Genomic DNA, 16498 nt, shown 5'->3' on the forward strand with positions numbered 1-16498 from the left:
GCAAGACAAGCCCAGGTGGTGAAACAGGTAGACGCAGGGGACTCAAAATCCCCCGCCGCAAGGCGTGCCGGTTCGAGTCCGGCCCTGGGCACCAGTCAATCGTTTCGTCAAGTTCTACTCCCAACCCCGCAAGAGCCTCGTGCCTGTGGGGTTTGTTGTTTCAAGGGACTCCGCGCAAGTTTGTTGCCGCCGCGCGTGGCAAACCGCCCAGGCGCAGCGACACCCGTGCCCGCCCCGCGGCACGGCGCGTATCTCACCCCTCCAGAAACTCGTTCAGCAAACGATTCACCTCCGACGCCGCTTCCATCTGCACCATGTGCCCTTTGCCCCCTAGCACATGCACGCGGACCTCGCCCGGCAGTCCCTGCGCATGCGAAGCCGGGATGATCTGATCGCCCTCCCCCCAGATCACCAGGACGCGCGGCGCGAGCCCCGCCAGCCGGTCGCGATAGCCCGCGCGCTGCGCGTCGCCCTCAAATGCGGACGCAGCAATCTTGCGCAACGCCTCCTGCACGCCTTCGAGCCGCTTGTACTTGACGATATCCTCCACGAGCTGACGCGTGACGAGCGACGGATCGGCGAACAGCTTCGCCAGTTGCGGCTTGAGCGCATTGCGATTGCTGCCTTCCGTGAAGCCGTTGATGTAAGCGCCATTGATCTCCTTGCCCAGACCCGCACCGGAAATCAAGGAGAGCGAAGCAACGCGCGTGGGCGCCTGATCGGCCACCGTCATCGCCACTAGCGCGCCCATCGAATGGCCGATCAGATGCGCACGTTCGATGCCGCGCTCGTCCATGAACGCGATCACGGCATCCGCCAGCTCCTGCGCACTGCCGCTCTCGACGGCTTTGCCCGACTCGCCGTGACCCGGCAAATCAAGCGCCCACACGGTGCGATGCGCGGCGAGATCGGCGTGATTGAACAGCCAGTTGTTCAGATCGCCACCGAAGCCGTGAATCAGCACCGCGGGTGTGCCGCCCTCGCCCAGCTTCAGATAGCGCACCGTGCGTCCGCCGATCTGCGCTTTCTCAGGCTGTGGCCCGCTTTCGCCCGCTTCCGCGCTGGCCGGCACGAAGTCGCGCTGGAACGCTTCCACCGCGGCATCGATCTCGGCCTCGCCGGCTTCGGCGTCGGCCACCACCGCGAGCAACGTGCCGACGGCCAAGGTGTCGCCCTCCTGCGCGATCTGCCGCCGCAAGATGCCGTCGAACGCACATTCGACGCCCGACGCAATCTTGTCCGTCTCCACGTCGAGGATCTCATCGCCTTTGGCGACCCGGTCGCCGATCGCCTTGAGCCAGCCGTTCACCTGTCCGTGCTCCATCGACAGGCCCCACTTGGGCATCGTAATCATATGAATCGGCATCGCTTAGCCTCGCACTTTCAGCACGGCGTCGGCAATCTGCTGGGCCGACGGGATGTACATGTCCTCGAGCACGCCGGCGAACGGCGTGGGCGTATGCGGCGCGGTCACCATTTCGATCGGCGCCTTCAGCGAATGAAACGCGCGTTGCGCGATCAGTGCGGAAATGTCGGTGGCCATCGAGCAGCGCGGGTTGGCTTCGTCGACCACCACCACGCGGCCGGTCCGCTCGGCGCTCTCGAGGATCGTCTCCTCGTCGAGCGGCGAGGTGGTGCGCAAATCGATCACCTCCACGTCGATGCCGTCCTTCGCGAGTTTTTCCGCGGCCTCCGTGGCGTAGTGCACCATGCGCCCATACGTGACGATCGTCGCGTCGTTACCCTCACGCACCACATTGGCTTCGCCGAACGGAATCGCATACGACTCTTCCGGCACGTCGCCTTCGCGTCCGTATAGCAGCTTGTGCTCGCAGAAGATCACCGGATCGTTGTCGCGGATCGCCTGAATCAAGAGGCCTTTCGCGTCATAAGGCGTGGACGGACACACCACTTTCAAACCGGGGATATGCGTGAACAGCGAGGTCAACATTTGCGAATGCTGCGCGGCCGCTCGCAAGCCGGCGCCCTGCATCGCGCGAATCACGACCGGCGTGACCGCCTTGCCGCCGAACATATAACGGAATTTCGCGGCCTGATTGAAGATCTGGTCAAAGCAGACGCCCATGAAATCGATGAACATCAACTCTGCCACCGGCCGCATGCCGCACGCCGCCGCACCCACTGCCGCGCCGATATAACCGCCCTCGGAGAGCGGCGTATCGAGCACACGGCCCGGATACTTGTGAAACAGGCCTTTCGTCACACCGAGTACGCCGCCCCATGCATCCTGCTCGCCGGGCGAGCCGGCGCCGCCGGCGTTGTCCTCGCCCATCACGATGACGGTTTCATCGCGGGCCATTTCCTGACTCAGTGCTTCGTTGATTGCCTGAGAGAAGGTGATTTTGCGTGCCATGTCTATCTCCTGGATCGTTTAGGTATGCAACGGATGCGTTACGGATAGGACACGTACACGTCGCTCAACAGGTCCTCGGCGGTGGGCAACGGCGCGGCTTTAGCTTCGCTCACGGCGCTGTCGATCAAGCTCTTCACCTCCGCATCGATGCCGCGCAACTGAGCCGCGGTGAGCATCTCCGCGCGCACCACGCGCTCCTCGAAACGCTTCAGGCAGTCTTTCTCGTCGCGCAGTTTCTGCACTTCGCCGGGCGCGCGATAAGTCTGCGCATCGCCTTCGAAATGGCCGAAATAACGCGAGAATTTCACTTCGACGAGCGTCGGGCCGCCGCCCTGACGCGCCCTTTCGATCGCTTCGCCGAGCGCTTCGTGCACCGCGAAGAAATCGAAGCCGTCGACGATCACGCCCGGCATGCCGAAGCCGCTCGCGCGGTCTGCGATGTTGTCGGTCGCCACCGACCACGTCGACGACGTCGCTTCCGCGTAACCATTGTTCTCCGCCACGAAAATCGCCGGCAAGCGCCACACCGAGGCGAGGTTCATCGACTCGAAGATCACGCCCTGATTCGACGCGCCGTCGCCGAAGAAACACACGCCCACGCCGCCGGACTTCTTGTACTTGGCCGCGAGCGCCGCCCCGCAGATCAACGGGCCGCCCGCGCCGACGATGCCGTTCGCGCCGAGCATCCCCTTCGACAGATCCGCAATGTGCATCGAGCCGCCTTTGCCGTGGCACACCCCGGTTTTGCGGCCGTAGATCTCGGCCATCATGCCGCGCACGTCCACGCCTTTGGCGATGCAATGCCCGTGGCCCCGATGCGTGGTCGCCACATAGTCCGCGTCGTTCAGATGCAGCATCGTGCCGACCGCCGACGCCTCTTCGCCCGCGTACAGATGCACGAAACCGGGTATTTCGCCGGTTGCGAACTCCACGTGCAGGCGCTCCTCGAACTCGCGGATCGTACGCATCATCCGATACGCCTTCAGCAATTCGTCCTTGCTCAAATCCGTTGAAACCGACATGGTGTGTCTCCTTGAAATGAATGCCCTGTCTGTCCACCGCTACCTACGTGTGCTGTGCAACGCCATTTGCCACTTCCCGAACCAGTTGCCGCGACGCCGAGTAACGCAGCGTGCGTTCGACATCGACGGTGAGCGGTCCGTCCCAGTCGAGCGAGATTTCGTACTGGTCGCCGCGCTCGAGTTCGATTTCGCGCTCGCCGTCGAAGGCGAGCGTGCCGCGCTCCGTCTCGAGCGGCATCCAGCCGCCGACTTCGAAACGCTCGCAGGTGCGCATCAGCACCCGCTCGACGCGGCCCGGCGCGATCGGCGCGACCAGCGGCACGCCGGATTCGCCGTGCCGCGCGAAACGCAGATGCAGGCCATGCGCCGCCGTACGCTCGACCGGCGCCCACGCGCCGCCGATCGACGACAGGCCGATACCGTCGGGCGAGGCAAAGGTGAGGAACAGCGTTTCGATATCGGACGGCTCGGAGATCGCGCGAGCGCCGACGAAGCGTTGCCGGCTCACGCAGACATCTACGAGCGCGATCTCCGAGCGGCCGCGATTGGGACCGGCGACGCAGCGCACCACGAGCCGCTTGTTGCGCGTGAAGGCCACCTCGGCCGGCACGGCGCCGGAGGTCGCCAGCGCGCCGGCGAGTCCGGCGACGGTCGCCTCGCGCAGATCGGGGAAGGCGTTGTTGGTGCCGGTCGATAACGTCAGGAGCGGCACCCGGCCGCAATGCGCGGCCACCGCGCGATGCGTGCCGTCGCCGCCGAGCACCGCGATCAGTTCCACACCGGCGCGCAGCATCGCGGCGACACCTGCATGCGTGTCGGCGACGCTGTCGGTGATCGGTAGATCGATGAAATCGACCACGGGCCAGCGCTGCTGCGCACCCACCGCCGCATGGGTGTCGAGCGCGCGCAACAGCAGCGCAGCGACGCCGGTGCGATCGCGCAACGTCAGCACACGATCGACGCCCAGCGCGCCGAGTCCCGCCAGCAAACGCACCACCATGTTGGCTTTCTCTGAAGTCGGGAACACGGACGCGTAGCTGGTCAGGCGGCGTATATCGCGTCCCGATGCGGGGTTCGCGATCACACCAACGGTAAAGGGCGCTGGCACTGTGCTTGTCTCCTGTCCACGGGATATGCGGACGTTTTATTCGACACGCGGTCTTCGAATGAACGCGCGTTTGTCGTGAGCGAGACACTGCAAAGCGTGTGCCAATGTTTCCAAACGAGCACGATGCCCCGTGAAAGTGCCTTGTTTAAAGGGCTCTTCTGTTAGTAGCGAGTGTGCGGGCCACGTCGAACGCGGCGTGACGCAACGCGCCGCGCGTCTCAAGCGGACCATGAACGCGCGTCGTGGCGAGACAGGCAAACCGGGCAGCGTCGCGTTGAGCCATATAACGCCTGCTTTGCAGCGCTCAGCGACCGCGTCTCAGGCACCGATGAGACGAACGTCTCACGCGTCTCGCATGCTGCATTGCAGTGTGATTGATGCTGCTGGATGTGCTACAAGATCAGCCTGAACTGACTGTGTGTCGCTCGACTGGAGCCGACCATGCCTTACGTTTCGCAAAACCAGCATGTCGAGCGCGTGCGCGGCGCTATCGAAGGGCGCTTGCCCGCGCCCGCGGATTCCGCGCGGCTCGTCTCGTCATGGCAGCGTTCGTTCGAACAGTACCGGCTCGATCCGGGCGCCGTGATTGGACCGCGCGTCCTCACGTCTGCGGAATTGCGCGACGTACAGGGCAAGGAGGAAGCGTTCCTGCGCGCCTCGGGCCAGTGTCTGACGCGTCTGCACGACATGATCCGCGTGGCCGACTATTGCGTGATGCTCACCGACGCTCACGGGGTCACCATCGATTACCGTATCGACCGCGAGCGGCGCAGCGATTTCAAGCACGCAGGGCTCTATATCGGATCGTGCTGGTCCGAACGCGAAGAAGGCACCTGCGGCGTGGCAAACGTGCTGACCGATCTCGCGCCCATCACCGTGCACAAGACCGATCACTTCCGTGCGGCCTTCACGACGCTGACCTGCAGCGCCGCGCCCATTTTTGCGCCCACCGGCGACATGATCGGCGTGCTCGACGCCTCCGCGGTTCGCTCGCCGGACAACCGCGACAGCCAGCGGCTTGTGTTTCAACTGGTGCGGCAAAGCGCGGGGCTGATCGAAGACGGTTACTTCCTCAATCAAACCACGCAGCACTGGATGCTGTTCGGGCACGCGAGCCGCAACTTCGTGGAGGCGCAACCGGAGGTGCTGATCGCCTTCGACGAAAGCGGCAACCTGGTCGCCGCGAATCGCAAAGCGCGCGAATGCATTCCAGCCTTGAACGGCCCACGTCATATCGACGACGTATTCGACACTGCCGACGTGCATCTGCACGATGTCGCCCGCACGGATGCGATTGTCTGTTTGCGTCTGCGCGCAACCGGATCGACGCTCTATGCGCGGATTCGCGCGCCGCTCAAACGTGCTTCACGGACATCGGCCAGCGCAGCGGTTGGCGCTGCCCGGCTGTCGCCCAACAGCGCCCACGACCACCTGCAGGTTGGCGCACTGAGCCGTTTTCTGGGGAGCGCGGACTCGCGCATCGCACACAACGCGTCCGTGGCGATGCGGCTGATCGGCAAGCGGCTGCCGATTCTGATTCTCGGCGAAACGGGTGTCGGCAAAGAGGTCTTCGCCCGTGCGGCGCACGATTCGGGCGCACGACGCACGCGGCCATTCATCGCGGTAAATTGCGGCGCAATTCCGGAGTCGCTGATCGAGAGTGAATTGTTCGGCTACGCCCCCGGCGCGTTTACCGGCGCACGCAGCCGCGGCGCTCGCGGCAAGATTGCGCAGGCGCATACCGGCACGCTCTTTCTCGACGAAATCGGCGATATGCCGCTCAATCTGCAAACGCGCTTGCTGCGCGTGCTGGCCGAAGGCGAGGTGATGCCGCTGGGCGGCGATGCGCCGGTACGTGTCGACATTGACGTGATTTGCGCAACGCATCGCGACCTCGCGCAGATGGTTGCCGAAGGATCGTTTCGCGAGGACCTGTACTACCGTCTAAGTGGCGCCTGTTTGCCGATGCCGCCGCTGCGCGAGCGCGCGGATATCCGCGATGTCATCGCTGCCGTGTTCGACGAAGAAGCGCAAATGGCCGGCCACGTGCTGACGATAGACCCGCGGCTCGCCGAGCGCCTCGCGAGCTTCGCGTGGCCGGGCAATATCCGGCAGTTACGCAATGTGCTGCGGTATGCGTGTGCGATCTGCGATTCGTCGCGGGTCGAAATGCGGCACGTTGCGCCTGACGTCGCGGCACGGCTCGATCCTGAGGCTGCGGGCAATCGGACGTTGCCCGCAATGTTGCCGCCACAATACGACTCGCGCGACGAACGCACGCGCATAGTCGAAGCGCTCACGCGACATCAATGGCGGCCCAACGCCGCAGCGCAGGCATTGGGGATTTCGCGGGCCACCCTGTACCGGCGAATTGCCAAACTGGAGATCGTGGGGCCGCACCGTAGTTGAACGCGGTTGACGCGTATCGCGAGGCACCGCCTGGATACTCAGGCCGTCACCCCGCAGAAGCATATCGACGGTTAGCGCGTAGCGTGAACCACGGCCCCCGCCCGCCGACGCTTCACCACATAGCCGACCCACATCGCCAGCAACCAGACCGGCACCAGCCACACGGATACGGACAACCCCGGCGTCATCGCCAGAATCACCAGGATCATTGCCATGAAGGCGAGGCAGATCCAGTTGCTAACCGGGAACCAGAACGACTTGAACACCAGCGTCTCTCCGGCCTGCATCATCGCCTTGCGCGACTTCAGATGCGTGAGGCTGATCAGCGCCCAGTTCAGCACCAGCGCTGCCACGACCAGCGCCATCAGCATACCGAGCGCTTCCGACGGAATCACGTAGTTGATGATTACGCAGGTGAACGTAGCGAGCGCCGACAGGCCGATCGCCAGATACGGCACGCCGCGGCGGTCCACCTTCATCAGCGCGCGTGGCGCGTTGCCCTGCTCCGCGAGGCCGTACAGCATGCGGCTATTTGCGTACACGCCGCTGTTGTAAACCGACAGCGCAGCCGTCAACACGACGACGTTGAGGATATTCGCCGTGAGGGTCGAGCCGATTTGCGAGAAGATCATCACGAACGGGCTGCCGCCTGCGGCGACCTGATTCCACGGATACAGCGACAGCAGCACCACCAGCGAGCAGATGTAGAAAATCAGAATCCGGTAGATCACCTGATTCACCGCTTTCGGAATGCTCTTGCGCGGTTCGTCCGCTTCAGCCGCCGTGATGCCGATCAACTCGAGGCCACCGAACGAAAACATGATCACGGCCAGCATCATGAAGAGGCCATGGAAACCGTGCGGGAAGAAACCGCCATCCGCCCAGAGGTTGGTGATCGATGCTTGCGGACCGCCATGGCCGCTGATCAGCAGATAGCCGCCGAACAGGATCATGCCCATCACCGCGACCACCTTGATGATCGCAAACCAGAATTCGGTTTCGCCGTAGGCCTTCACGTTAGCCAGATTGATGGCGTTGATGCCCACGAAGCAGACCAGCGCCGATACCCAGGTGGGCACACCCGGCCACCAGAAATGCACGTAGGTCCCGACCGCCGTCAACTCCGCCATGCTGACCAGCACGTAGAGCACCCAGTAATTCCAGCCCGACAGAAAGCCCGGGAAATCGCCCCAGTACTTGTAGGCAAAGTGGCTGAACGAACCGGCCACGGGCTCTTGCGCGACCATCTCGCCGAGTTGCCGCATGATCATGAAGGCGATGATGCCGCCTATTGCGTAGCCGAGAATCATGGACGGCCCGGCTGCCTGCAACACGCTAGCCGACCCGAGGAACAAGCCCGTGCCGATCGCCCCGCCCAGCGCGATGAGCTGGATATGACGGTTCTTCAGCCCGCGCTTCAGGCCTTCTAGGCCTTCTTGCTGCTGTGGACTATTCAAAATTGCGCCCCACTGTAGGGATGTCGATCACCCAGACAAACTGATGGTTTGAGCTGGCAAAGCCAAAGATTTTAGCGTGTCCGCTATGACCCACGTACTGGGAGGAACCCGTGGCGCGAGATTCGTCCCGTTTCGCATGACGTTTATGCCTCGTGATTCATACGTCTTGGCTGCGTGCGTTTGTGGCGTGCGTTTGTGGCGTGCATTCGCTGCAAGCATTTGCGCGCCATGCGACATCGCATCGCCGCAGGGGCCGCTAGCGAAGATTCGTGTTCGCCAGTTCCACTACCTCGTCGCCGCGACCGTTCAATACTGCCCGCAACATGTACAGGCTGAAGCCCTTGGCCTGGGACCACTGGATCTTCGGCGGCAGCGCCAGCTCATGCTTCGCGATGACCACATCGATCAACGCGGGCCCGGGATGCGCGAAGGCATCGCGCAGTGCATCGCCAATTGCTTCGGAATCCTCCACACGCACGCTGTAGATTCCGGCGGCCTGGGCGATAGCTGCAAAATCCGTGGCGCTGAGATCGGTGCCGCTATCGAGGTAACCGCCGGCCTTCATCTCCATCGCGACGAAGCCGAGCGAACTGTTGTTGTACACCACCACCTTGATCGGCAGATCGAGTTGACGGGCGGTCAGCAGATCGCCGAGCAGCATCGACAGGCCGCCGTCGCCGGACAGCGAGATCACCTGCCGGTTCGGCTGCGCCGCTTTCGCACCCAGCGCCTGCGGCATGGCGTTCGCCATCGAGCCGTGGTTGAACGAGCCGTGCAGGGTACGCTTGCCGTTCATGGTCAGATAGCGCGCGGCCCATAGCGTTGGCGTGCCGACGTCGACGGCGAACACGGCGTCCTCGTCGGCCACTTCGTCGACGATGCTCGTCAGGTATTGCGGATGAATCGGCTTGCCGGGATCCGAGGGACGCGCGAGATCGTCGAGCGTGACGCGCGCAGCGAAGTAATGAGTGCGGGCACGCTCGATGAAATCGCGATCGGTCTTGCGCGTGAGCTTCGGCAGCAGCGCCTGCAGGGTGGGCTTGATATCGCCGACCAGTCCCATCTTCAGGGGGGCGCGCTTGCCGAGCGCGCTGCCACGGCGATCGATCTGCACGATATTGCCGTGCGACGGATAAAAGTTGCGATAGGGGAAATCGGTGCCGAGCATGACCAGCATGTCGGACGACATCATGGCGTAGTAGCCGGAACTGAAGCCGATCAGGCCGGTCATGCCGACGTCGTAAGGGTTGTCCCACTCGACGTACTGTTTGCCGCGCAACGCGTGGACGGTTGGCGCGCCGAGCGCGTCGGCGAGCGCGACGACTTCGTCGTGTGCGCCGGCGCAACCGCTGCCGCACAGAAGCGTGACGCCTTCGGCTTGATTCAGGAGCGTGGCGAGGCGGTCGATATCGGCGGCGGCGGGCAACAGCGTGGCGGGCGCCGATGCGCCGGACCAGGCGGGCGCTTCATTGGGTGCTTCGGCGAGCGCGACGTCGCCGGGTAGCACGATGACTGCGACGCCCTGCTGCTCGATCGCAGTGTGCATCGCGGTGGCGAGTACGCGCGGGAACTGCGATGGGTTCGTCACCAGTTCGACGTAGTGGCTGCACTCTTTGAACAGCGCTTGCGGATGCGTTTCCTGGAAGTAGCCGAGGCCGATTTCCGATGAGGGGATATGCGCCGCGATGGCGAGTACCGGTTGGTGATTGCGATGGCAGTCGTACAGGCCGTTGATCAGGTGCAGGTTGCCGGGGCCACAGCTGCCGGCGCAGACAGCTAGTTTGCCGGTGGCGGCGGCATCGGCGCCTGCGGCGAAGGCGGCGACCTCTTCGTGGCGGGTGTGCATCCAGCGGATCGACCCGAGGCGATAGAGGCTGTCGGAGAGGCCGTTCAGGCTGTCGCCGGTCACGCCCCAGATTCGTTCGACGCCGGCTGCGTGAAGGGTTTTTGCCAGGTAGTCTGCGATGGTCTGGGTGGGCATGGGTTTGCTCCGCAGGGTGGGGGGGCAGGTGGGGTCTATTGTCGTACAGGTTTGGGGGTTTTGTCCTTTGGGACCGGGGTTTTGCCTGCGGCGCCTTGTTTTTGGCTGTTTTCTTGGGGTGTTGGCCTTTCCTTGCATTCTTAGCGGTCTATTAGGTTCGCCCCTGTGCGGGGCGGCACTTACTTTCTTTGCCGCCGCAAAGAAAGTAAGCAAAGAAAGCGGGCTGCAACCGCCAGCCCGTAGTGAGCCACCGCTCATGCGACCACGAAGTGGTCCGAGACAAGACAGTCTTTCGCACCACCCGCGTAAGTGGCACAGCACTCATTCATCCCGCCAGCGCACTGCGTGCGCGGCGGAAGGGTCTGCTAGGGGTGGGATGCGGGTGTGAACACGTAAGGTATGTGCGTTAAATGTTTCGATGCCTAATCATAAGTGAGACGAGACGAGACGTGACAGGCGTACCGAAGATCTGTTGTACCGTGCCGTACGCTATTTAGGCATCCAAACATTTCAATGTAAGCATTGGCAGTTCACACTTGCGTGCCACCATGGTGTGGACCCATCCGCTGCGCACGGAGTGCGAAGGCGGGATGGATGAGCGCTGTGTCACGAACGGTGGAAACGCGATAGCAGGTCTCGTTTTGGGCCGTTCCCGGTGGAAGACCGGGATGGCTCACTACGGGCTAGCGGTGGCAGCCCGCTTTCTTTGCTTACTTTCTTTGCGGCGGCAAAGAAAGTAAGTGCCGCCCCGCACAGGGGCGAAGCTAATAGACCGCTAAGAAAGCAAGGAGAGGCCAACGCCGCAGGAACAACGCCAAAACCAAGGCGCCGCAGGCAAAAACCCCACCCTTACCCCCCCTCCGGCACGCCATCAAGCCGCGCAGCAGCCGACCCAACAATAATGAAAACCTGAACAAAAAACGCGCCGGCCGCGACCAAAAGACAAACCTCCATCCCCCAACACCCACTAACACCCGCACCGAGAAGCGCCCCAACCGGCCGCGCCCCATACGTAGCGGTACTATTGATCGCCGAAACCCGCCCCATCATCCCATCGGGAGTAATAGCCTGACGCAACGTCGTCGACCCCACCACCCAAAGTATCGGCCCAACCCCAAGCAAAAAGAAACTTAGCATTGCCAACCAGAACGACGGCACGATCAACGTCGCCACCATCACCAGCGAAGCCAGCAACCCGCAAAACGGCCCAATCGTCAGCACCCGTCCAAACCTGATCCGCGCCGCGATTGAAGGCGCTGCCAACGCCCCGCACACCATGCCAACCCCATACGCGCCCAACGTCACCCCCACCGCCGACGCCGTCAGCCCAAGCCGATGCACCGCATACGGCACATACACCGCCTGCAACATAAAAAAACCAAGATTGAAAAACACCGCCGTAGCGATCATCGGACGCAACAAGGCATCACGCAGCACGAAACGCGTGCCGTCACGCAACTCACGCAGGAAATGCCGTTGCCCCGTCTGCGCGCGCGGCGGCTCGCGCAACCCCGCCAGCAACGCCACCGCCAACGCCGACAGCCCCGCCGCGCAGCCATACGCCCACCCCGCGCCGATCCAGCCCACCAGCATCCCGCCGAGCGCTGGTCCCGCTGAATACGCCGCGCTGCGCGCCAATTCGAGCCGCCCATTCGCGACAGCGTAAGACTCGCGCGACACGAGCGAAGGCACCAGCGACGGCGCCGCCACGTTGTACGCCACCGTGCCCGTTGCGCCCAGACACCCGAGCGCGGCAAGCCACAGCAAGGTCAACCCATGCAAGCCCACCAGCAACAGCACGCTCAGCATCGCAATCACCCGCATGCCCTCTGCAAGCGCCATCAAGGTTCGACGCGAGCGGCGGTCGGCCCAGACACCGAACGGAATCGACAGCAGCAGGAACGGCAAGGTCTGTGCGGTCTGCAGCAAACCGGTCTCGCGCGCGCTCGCGCTGAGTGCGAATACTGCGACGAGCGGCGCCGCGGCCAGGCTGATCTGCTCGGCAGACTGCGCCACGAGGTTCGACCACGCAAGCCGCTGGAACGCGGCCGGCAGTCTGACAACGGAATGGGGAACAGGAATACGCATCGATGACCTCCGGCTTCAATGAGGTCATCGTCACCGCTTCGGCCGCGCGGTACGCCCCGCTTCTTGCTCTGTTATTGACGGGACGTCGTCGCGAGCCTTTAACGCTTCGCCTGGTTAAGACGCCGGGGACGCCGAAGGCGCAATGGGCACCGCGCACGCTTCATTCGCTCAGGGCGCATACGACGAAGCCATGCCGCTCTCAAGCCCATGATCGAGCGTCGTCCGAATAATCGACAACCCGCGCGCGAGCGCTTCGCGCGACGGCGCGCCGGTCATGCAGACGCGAATCGCGTGCGGCGCAGCGTTGCGCCCAATCACGAAGCTGTCCGCCGTCTTGACGAGTACACCCTCGTGACGCAGCGCCGCCGCGAATTCCGCCGCGCGCCACGGTTCCGGCAGCGGCAGCCACAGGTGCGAGCTGGTCTCCGCATGCCGGTACGCCACACCCTTCAGCACCTCGCTCGCCACCTCGTGCTGGGTCTCGATGTGCGCGCGCTGCAAGCCGTTCAACCGCTCCATCTCGCCGTTCTCGATCCAGCGCGACACCACTTCCGCCATCAATGGCGCCGTCATCCAGCAATCGCTGCGAATCACCGCCGCAATCTTCGAACACCAGGCCGGCGGCGCCTGCAGATAGCCCACACGCAAACCCGGCGCAACGGACTTCGACAAGCCCGCAATCAGAAACGACTGATCCGGCAAACGCGTCGCCAGCGGTTCGGGTGGCGCGTCGAGCAACATGGCCGGCACGAGGTCTTCGATCAGCAGCACGCCATGGCGCTGCAGGATCGCGGCGACGGCGTCGCGCCGCTCGCTCGACATCGTCGCCGTGGTCGGATTGTGGATGGTCGGCACGCAGAAGATGGCGCGCGGATGCAGCGACTTGCACGCCAGTTCGAGCGCGGCCGGCACCAGACCTTCGGCATCGATTTCGACGCCCACCAGATGCAGCCGCAGTTGCCGCGCCAGCGCGATGATGCCCGGATAGCTCACCACTTCGGCCAGCACAGTATCGCCCGGCCGCGCGACCGCGCGCAGCACCGACGCCAGCGCGTGCTGCGCGCCCTGCGTGACCAGCACGCGCGACGCGCTCGCCGGACTGCCCGCCCGGCCAAGCCATGCGGCGCCCGCCAGGCGATGCCGCATCGAGCCCGCCTCCGGCGCGTATTGCAGCAATTCGGCGGCAAGCCGCTCGTCGTTGGCGATCTCATGCAGCGTCGCGGACAGCGCCGCCGCCTCTCCAGTGGACTGCGGCACGTTCTGACCCAGATCGATCAGCGCCGGGGGCTGCGGCATGCCCGGCCGCAACATGCCATGTGCCGCGCCGGACGACATCTCCCGCGCACGGGCCTGCGCCACGTAGGTGCCGTCGCCGACGCGCGCATTCGCAAGCCCCTGGCGTTCCAGCTCGGCGTACGCGCGGCTGATGGTGCCGGTGGTCACATGCAGTTCGCTGGCGAGCGACCGGTGCGGCGGCAGTTTTTCGCCCGCCGGCAACTGGCCGTTGAGGATCGCCTGCGCAAACGCTCGCGCAATGACCTGGTATTTCGGATCACTGCCCGCTTCGATCCGGGGCAGCCACGCGTTCATCGCCATGATGCGACGGTCTCCTTCTTGGTGGCATTGCTCTGCCATGGGTGTCATTAACATGATACGCATTCAATATCACGACATTGCATGCAGTCATTTACTTTAATTGAAGCGATTGAGTTGCTCGTTTCGGCTCCATAGCATGACGTCATTCCCAATTCAATGTGCCGCCTCGATGCGGCACTGCGGCATCCACCCAGGAGCGCCCCATGAGCCGTGAGACACCTCGTATCAGCCGGATCGACATCACGCATCACCAGCTCGAACTCGACCCGCCGTTCCCGGCCTCGTGGGATAGCCAGCCGCGCCGCAAATTTCCCGCCACGATCGTGCGCGTCCATGACGATGCGGGTCATGTCGGCATCGGCTCGGGCGATGCGATGTACGGCTTCGCCGATTACCAGCACCTGTTCGTCGGTACCGATCCGCTCGACCTCGCGCGCCATAGCGCCGTCCTCGACAACATCGGCTTTCACGCCGGCCGCCCGTGGCCGCTCGATATCGCGCTGTGGGATCTGGCCGGCAAGATTCGCGGCGAACCCTGCTGGAAGATGATGGGCGGCCGCAGCAACCGGATTCGCGCGTATGCATCGAGCGGCGTGCACCGGCATCCGGACGAGATGGCGAAAATGGCGCTGCACGTCGCGTCACGCGGCTTCCCGGCGCTGAAGATCCGCTTCGGCCGCCCGAGTCTCGCGGACGATTTCACCGCCCTCGCCGCCGTGCGCGACGCGGTAGGCAGCCGGCTCGAACTGATGGTGGACTGCAACCAGGGCTGGCGCATGCCGTGGGACACGGCTGCGCCGTGGACGGTGAGCGAGGCCCTCGAAGTGGCCCGCGAACTGGAAAAGCAGGACGTCTACTGGATGGAAGAGCCGCTGCACCGCGGCGACTACGAGGGCTACGCCGCGCTGCGCCGCGCCACCACGCTGCGCATCGCCGGCGGCGAAATGACCCGCGAGCGCTATGAGTTCGATCAGTTGCTCGCGCACGACTGCCTCGATGTGTTTCAGCCCGACGTGGCCTGCTCGCTCGGCATGGAAGGCCTGCGCAAACTCGCGCAGGCGGTCGAAGCGCGCGGCAAGGTGTTCACCCCGCACACCTGGGGCAACGGCATCGGTCTCGCGGCCAACCTGCATCTGACGGCGGGCGCCGCGTCGGCGCCCTTCATCGAGTTCCCATACGACCCGCCGGAATGGTCGATCGAGCGGCGCGACTTCATGTTGACGCGGCCGATCGACGTCGACGGCGAAGGCTGGCTCACGCTCTCCGACGAACCGGGCCTCGGTCTGACGCTCGACGAAGACGTGCTCGCCGCAACGCAAAGTTCACGCAGTACTTACGCCTGACGCCTCGCAAGAGGCCCACACGAAAAAGACGGAGACAGACCATGCAAATCAAACCCTGGATGCGCGCCGCTTGCGTCGCGCTGGCCGCCGGTGCCTTATTTCCGGCCGCCGCCCATGCCGGCACCTGGTGCTCGAGCGGCAAGACGGTGCACTTTGCCGGCGTGACGTGGGAAAGCGGTTCGTTCACCTCCGAAGTACTGCGCTATATCGCCGAGAAGGGCTACGGCTGCAAGACCGACACCGTGCCGGGCAGCACCGCCGCCACCGAAACGGCACTCGCACGCGACGATCTGCAGGTCTGGGGCGAACAGTGGACAGGCCGCTCGGAGATCATCGCCAAGGGCGTCGCGGCCGGCCAGGTCAAGCTGATCGGCGACACGCTGCCCGGCGGCACCAACGAAGGCTGGTTCGTGCCGGAATACGTCGTCAAGGGCGACCCCGCGCGCGGTATCAAGCCGCTCGCACCGAACCTGACATCGGTGGCCGATCTGCCGAAATACAAGGATCTCTTTGAGGACGACGAAGAACCCGGCAAGGGACGTTTCCTCAACTGCCCGGCCGGCTGGGATTGCGAACGCGTCAACACGCGCCTCCTGAAAGTGCTCAAGCTCGACGACAGCTACACGAATTTCCGTCCAGGCACCGGCGCCGCGCTCGACGCCGCCATCGCGTCCGCCTATCAGCGCGGCAAGCCGATCCTGTTCTATTACTGGGAACCGGCTGCGTTGATGGCAAAGTACAAGTTCGTGCAACTGAAGATGCCGCCGTTCGACCAGAAGTGCTGGGAGACGCTGCGTGCCGACAACAGCACGTCGCAATGCGCGTCGTCGTATCTGGTCTCGCACCTGAAGATCGGCGTCTCGACGCCGTTCTATCAGGCCGAGCCTGACCTGATGGCCGCTTACGCGAAAGTGACCTTCTCGATGGACTTCCTGAACAAGACCATTCTCGAGATGACCAGCAAGAAGATCGACGGTCAGACGATGGCCAAACAGTTCCTCCACGATCATCCGGAAATGTGGAAACCGTGGGTTTCGAACGACGTCGCGTCGAAGATCCAGGCCTCGCTCGCAGGCGCCTGATCTGCGACGACGTCGCGACGCTTTGGGCTTGGGCTGAA

Annotated in this window: 11 protein-coding genes and 1 tRNA gene; 4 read left to right on the forward strand and 8 right to left on the reverse strand. The window is 63.9% G+C overall.

Annotated features, from left to right (window positions below; all coding sequences use genetic code 11):
• Nucleotides 1–9: 9 nt before the first annotated feature.
• Nucleotides 10–94 (forward strand) — tRNA-Leu (locus BUS12_RS27570).
• A 159-nt stretch (nucleotides 95–253) separates the two neighbouring features.
• Here BUS12_RS27570 and BUS12_RS27575 read toward each other — a convergent pair.
• The 4 genes from BUS12_RS27575 to BUS12_RS27590 are packed head-to-tail and all read right to left on the reverse strand — an operon-like array spanning nucleotide 254 to nucleotide 4504.
• Nucleotides 254–1366, reverse strand: a complete 1113-nt coding sequence (locus BUS12_RS27575; RefSeq protein ID WP_074300548.1) for an acetoin dehydrogenase dihydrolipoyllysine-residue acetyltransferase subunit — start codon at nucleotides 1364–1366, stop codon at nucleotides 254–256.
• Nucleotides 1367–1369: 3 nt separating this feature from the next.
• The gene (locus BUS12_RS27580; protein ID WP_074300549.1) at nucleotides 1370–2374 is read right to left on the reverse strand and encodes an alpha-ketoacid dehydrogenase subunit beta; all 1005 of its coding nucleotides are present in this window, start codon (nucleotides 2372–2374) and stop codon (nucleotides 1370–1372) included.
• A 38-nt stretch (nucleotides 2375–2412) separates the two neighbouring features.
• On the reverse strand, nucleotides 2413–3396 hold the full coding sequence (locus BUS12_RS27585; protein WP_074300550.1) for a thiamine pyrophosphate-dependent dehydrogenase E1 component subunit alpha: 984 nt from the start codon (nucleotides 3394–3396) through the stop codon (nucleotides 2413–2415).
• 43 nt (nucleotides 3397–3439) lie between these two features.
• The gene (locus tag BUS12_RS27590) at nucleotides 3440–4504 is read right to left on the reverse strand and encodes an ATP-NAD kinase family protein (protein WP_074300551.1); all 1065 of its coding nucleotides are present in this window, start codon (nucleotides 4502–4504) and stop codon (nucleotides 3440–3442) included.
• Nucleotides 4505–4945: 441 nt separating this feature from the next.
• Here BUS12_RS27590 and BUS12_RS27595 point away from each other — a divergent pair, with 441 nt between their 5' ends.
• Complete coding sequence (locus tag BUS12_RS27595) at nucleotides 4946–6913, forward strand: sigma-54-dependent Fis family transcriptional regulator (protein ID WP_074300552.1); 1968 nt, start codon at nucleotides 4946–4948, stop codon at nucleotides 6911–6913.
• A gap of 71 nt (nucleotides 6914–6984) precedes the next feature.
• On the opposite strand, the gene BUS12_RS27600 is transcribed toward BUS12_RS27595, so the two are convergent.
• The 4 genes from BUS12_RS27600 to BUS12_RS27615 form a co-directional block, all read right to left on the reverse strand.
• Nucleotides 6985–8370, reverse strand: a complete 1386-nt coding sequence (locus BUS12_RS27600) for an amino acid permease (RefSeq protein WP_074300553.1) — start codon at nucleotides 8368–8370, stop codon at nucleotides 6985–6987.
• A 256-nt stretch (nucleotides 8371–8626) separates the two neighbouring features.
• Nucleotides 8627–10351, reverse strand: coding sequence for a ubiquinone-dependent pyruvate dehydrogenase (poxB, locus tag BUS12_RS27605; protein WP_074300554.1), 1725 nt, complete (start codon nucleotides 10349–10351; stop codon nucleotides 8627–8629).
• 849 nt (nucleotides 10352–11200) lie between these two features.
• The gene (locus BUS12_RS27610) at nucleotides 11201–12439 is read right to left on the reverse strand and encodes an MFS transporter (RefSeq protein WP_074300555.1); all 1239 of its coding nucleotides are present in this window, start codon (nucleotides 12437–12439) and stop codon (nucleotides 11201–11203) included.
• A 168-nt stretch (nucleotides 12440–12607) separates the two neighbouring features.
• A complete protein-coding gene (locus BUS12_RS27615; protein ID WP_074300556.1) occupies nucleotides 12608–14035 on the reverse strand; it encodes an aminotransferase-like domain-containing protein in 1428 nt (475 codons plus the stop codon).
• A gap of 203 nt (nucleotides 14036–14238) precedes the next feature.
• On the opposite strand from BUS12_RS27615, the gene BUS12_RS27620 reads away from it, so the two are divergent.
• Together BUS12_RS27620 and BUS12_RS27625 are read left to right on the forward strand one after the other, a co-directional pair.
• Nucleotides 14239–15378, forward strand: a complete 1140-nt coding sequence (locus BUS12_RS27620; RefSeq protein WP_074300557.1) for a mandelate racemase/muconate lactonizing enzyme family protein — start codon at nucleotides 14239–14241, stop codon at nucleotides 15376–15378.
• Nucleotides 15379–15419: 41 nt separating this feature from the next.
• Nucleotides 15420–16460 carry an ABC transporter substrate-binding protein gene (locus BUS12_RS27625; protein ID WP_083640646.1) on the forward strand — a complete coding sequence of 347 codons (1041 nt, stop codon included), beginning with the start codon at nucleotides 15420–15422 and terminating at the stop codon, nucleotides 16458–16460.
• The last annotated feature ends 38 nt before the right edge of the window (nucleotides 16461–16498 follow it).

Source organism: Paraburkholderia phenazinium (genome assembly GCF_900142845.1).
Taxonomy (GTDB): Bacteria; Pseudomonadota; Gammaproteobacteria; order Burkholderiales; family Burkholderiaceae; genus Paraburkholderia; species Paraburkholderia phenazinium_A.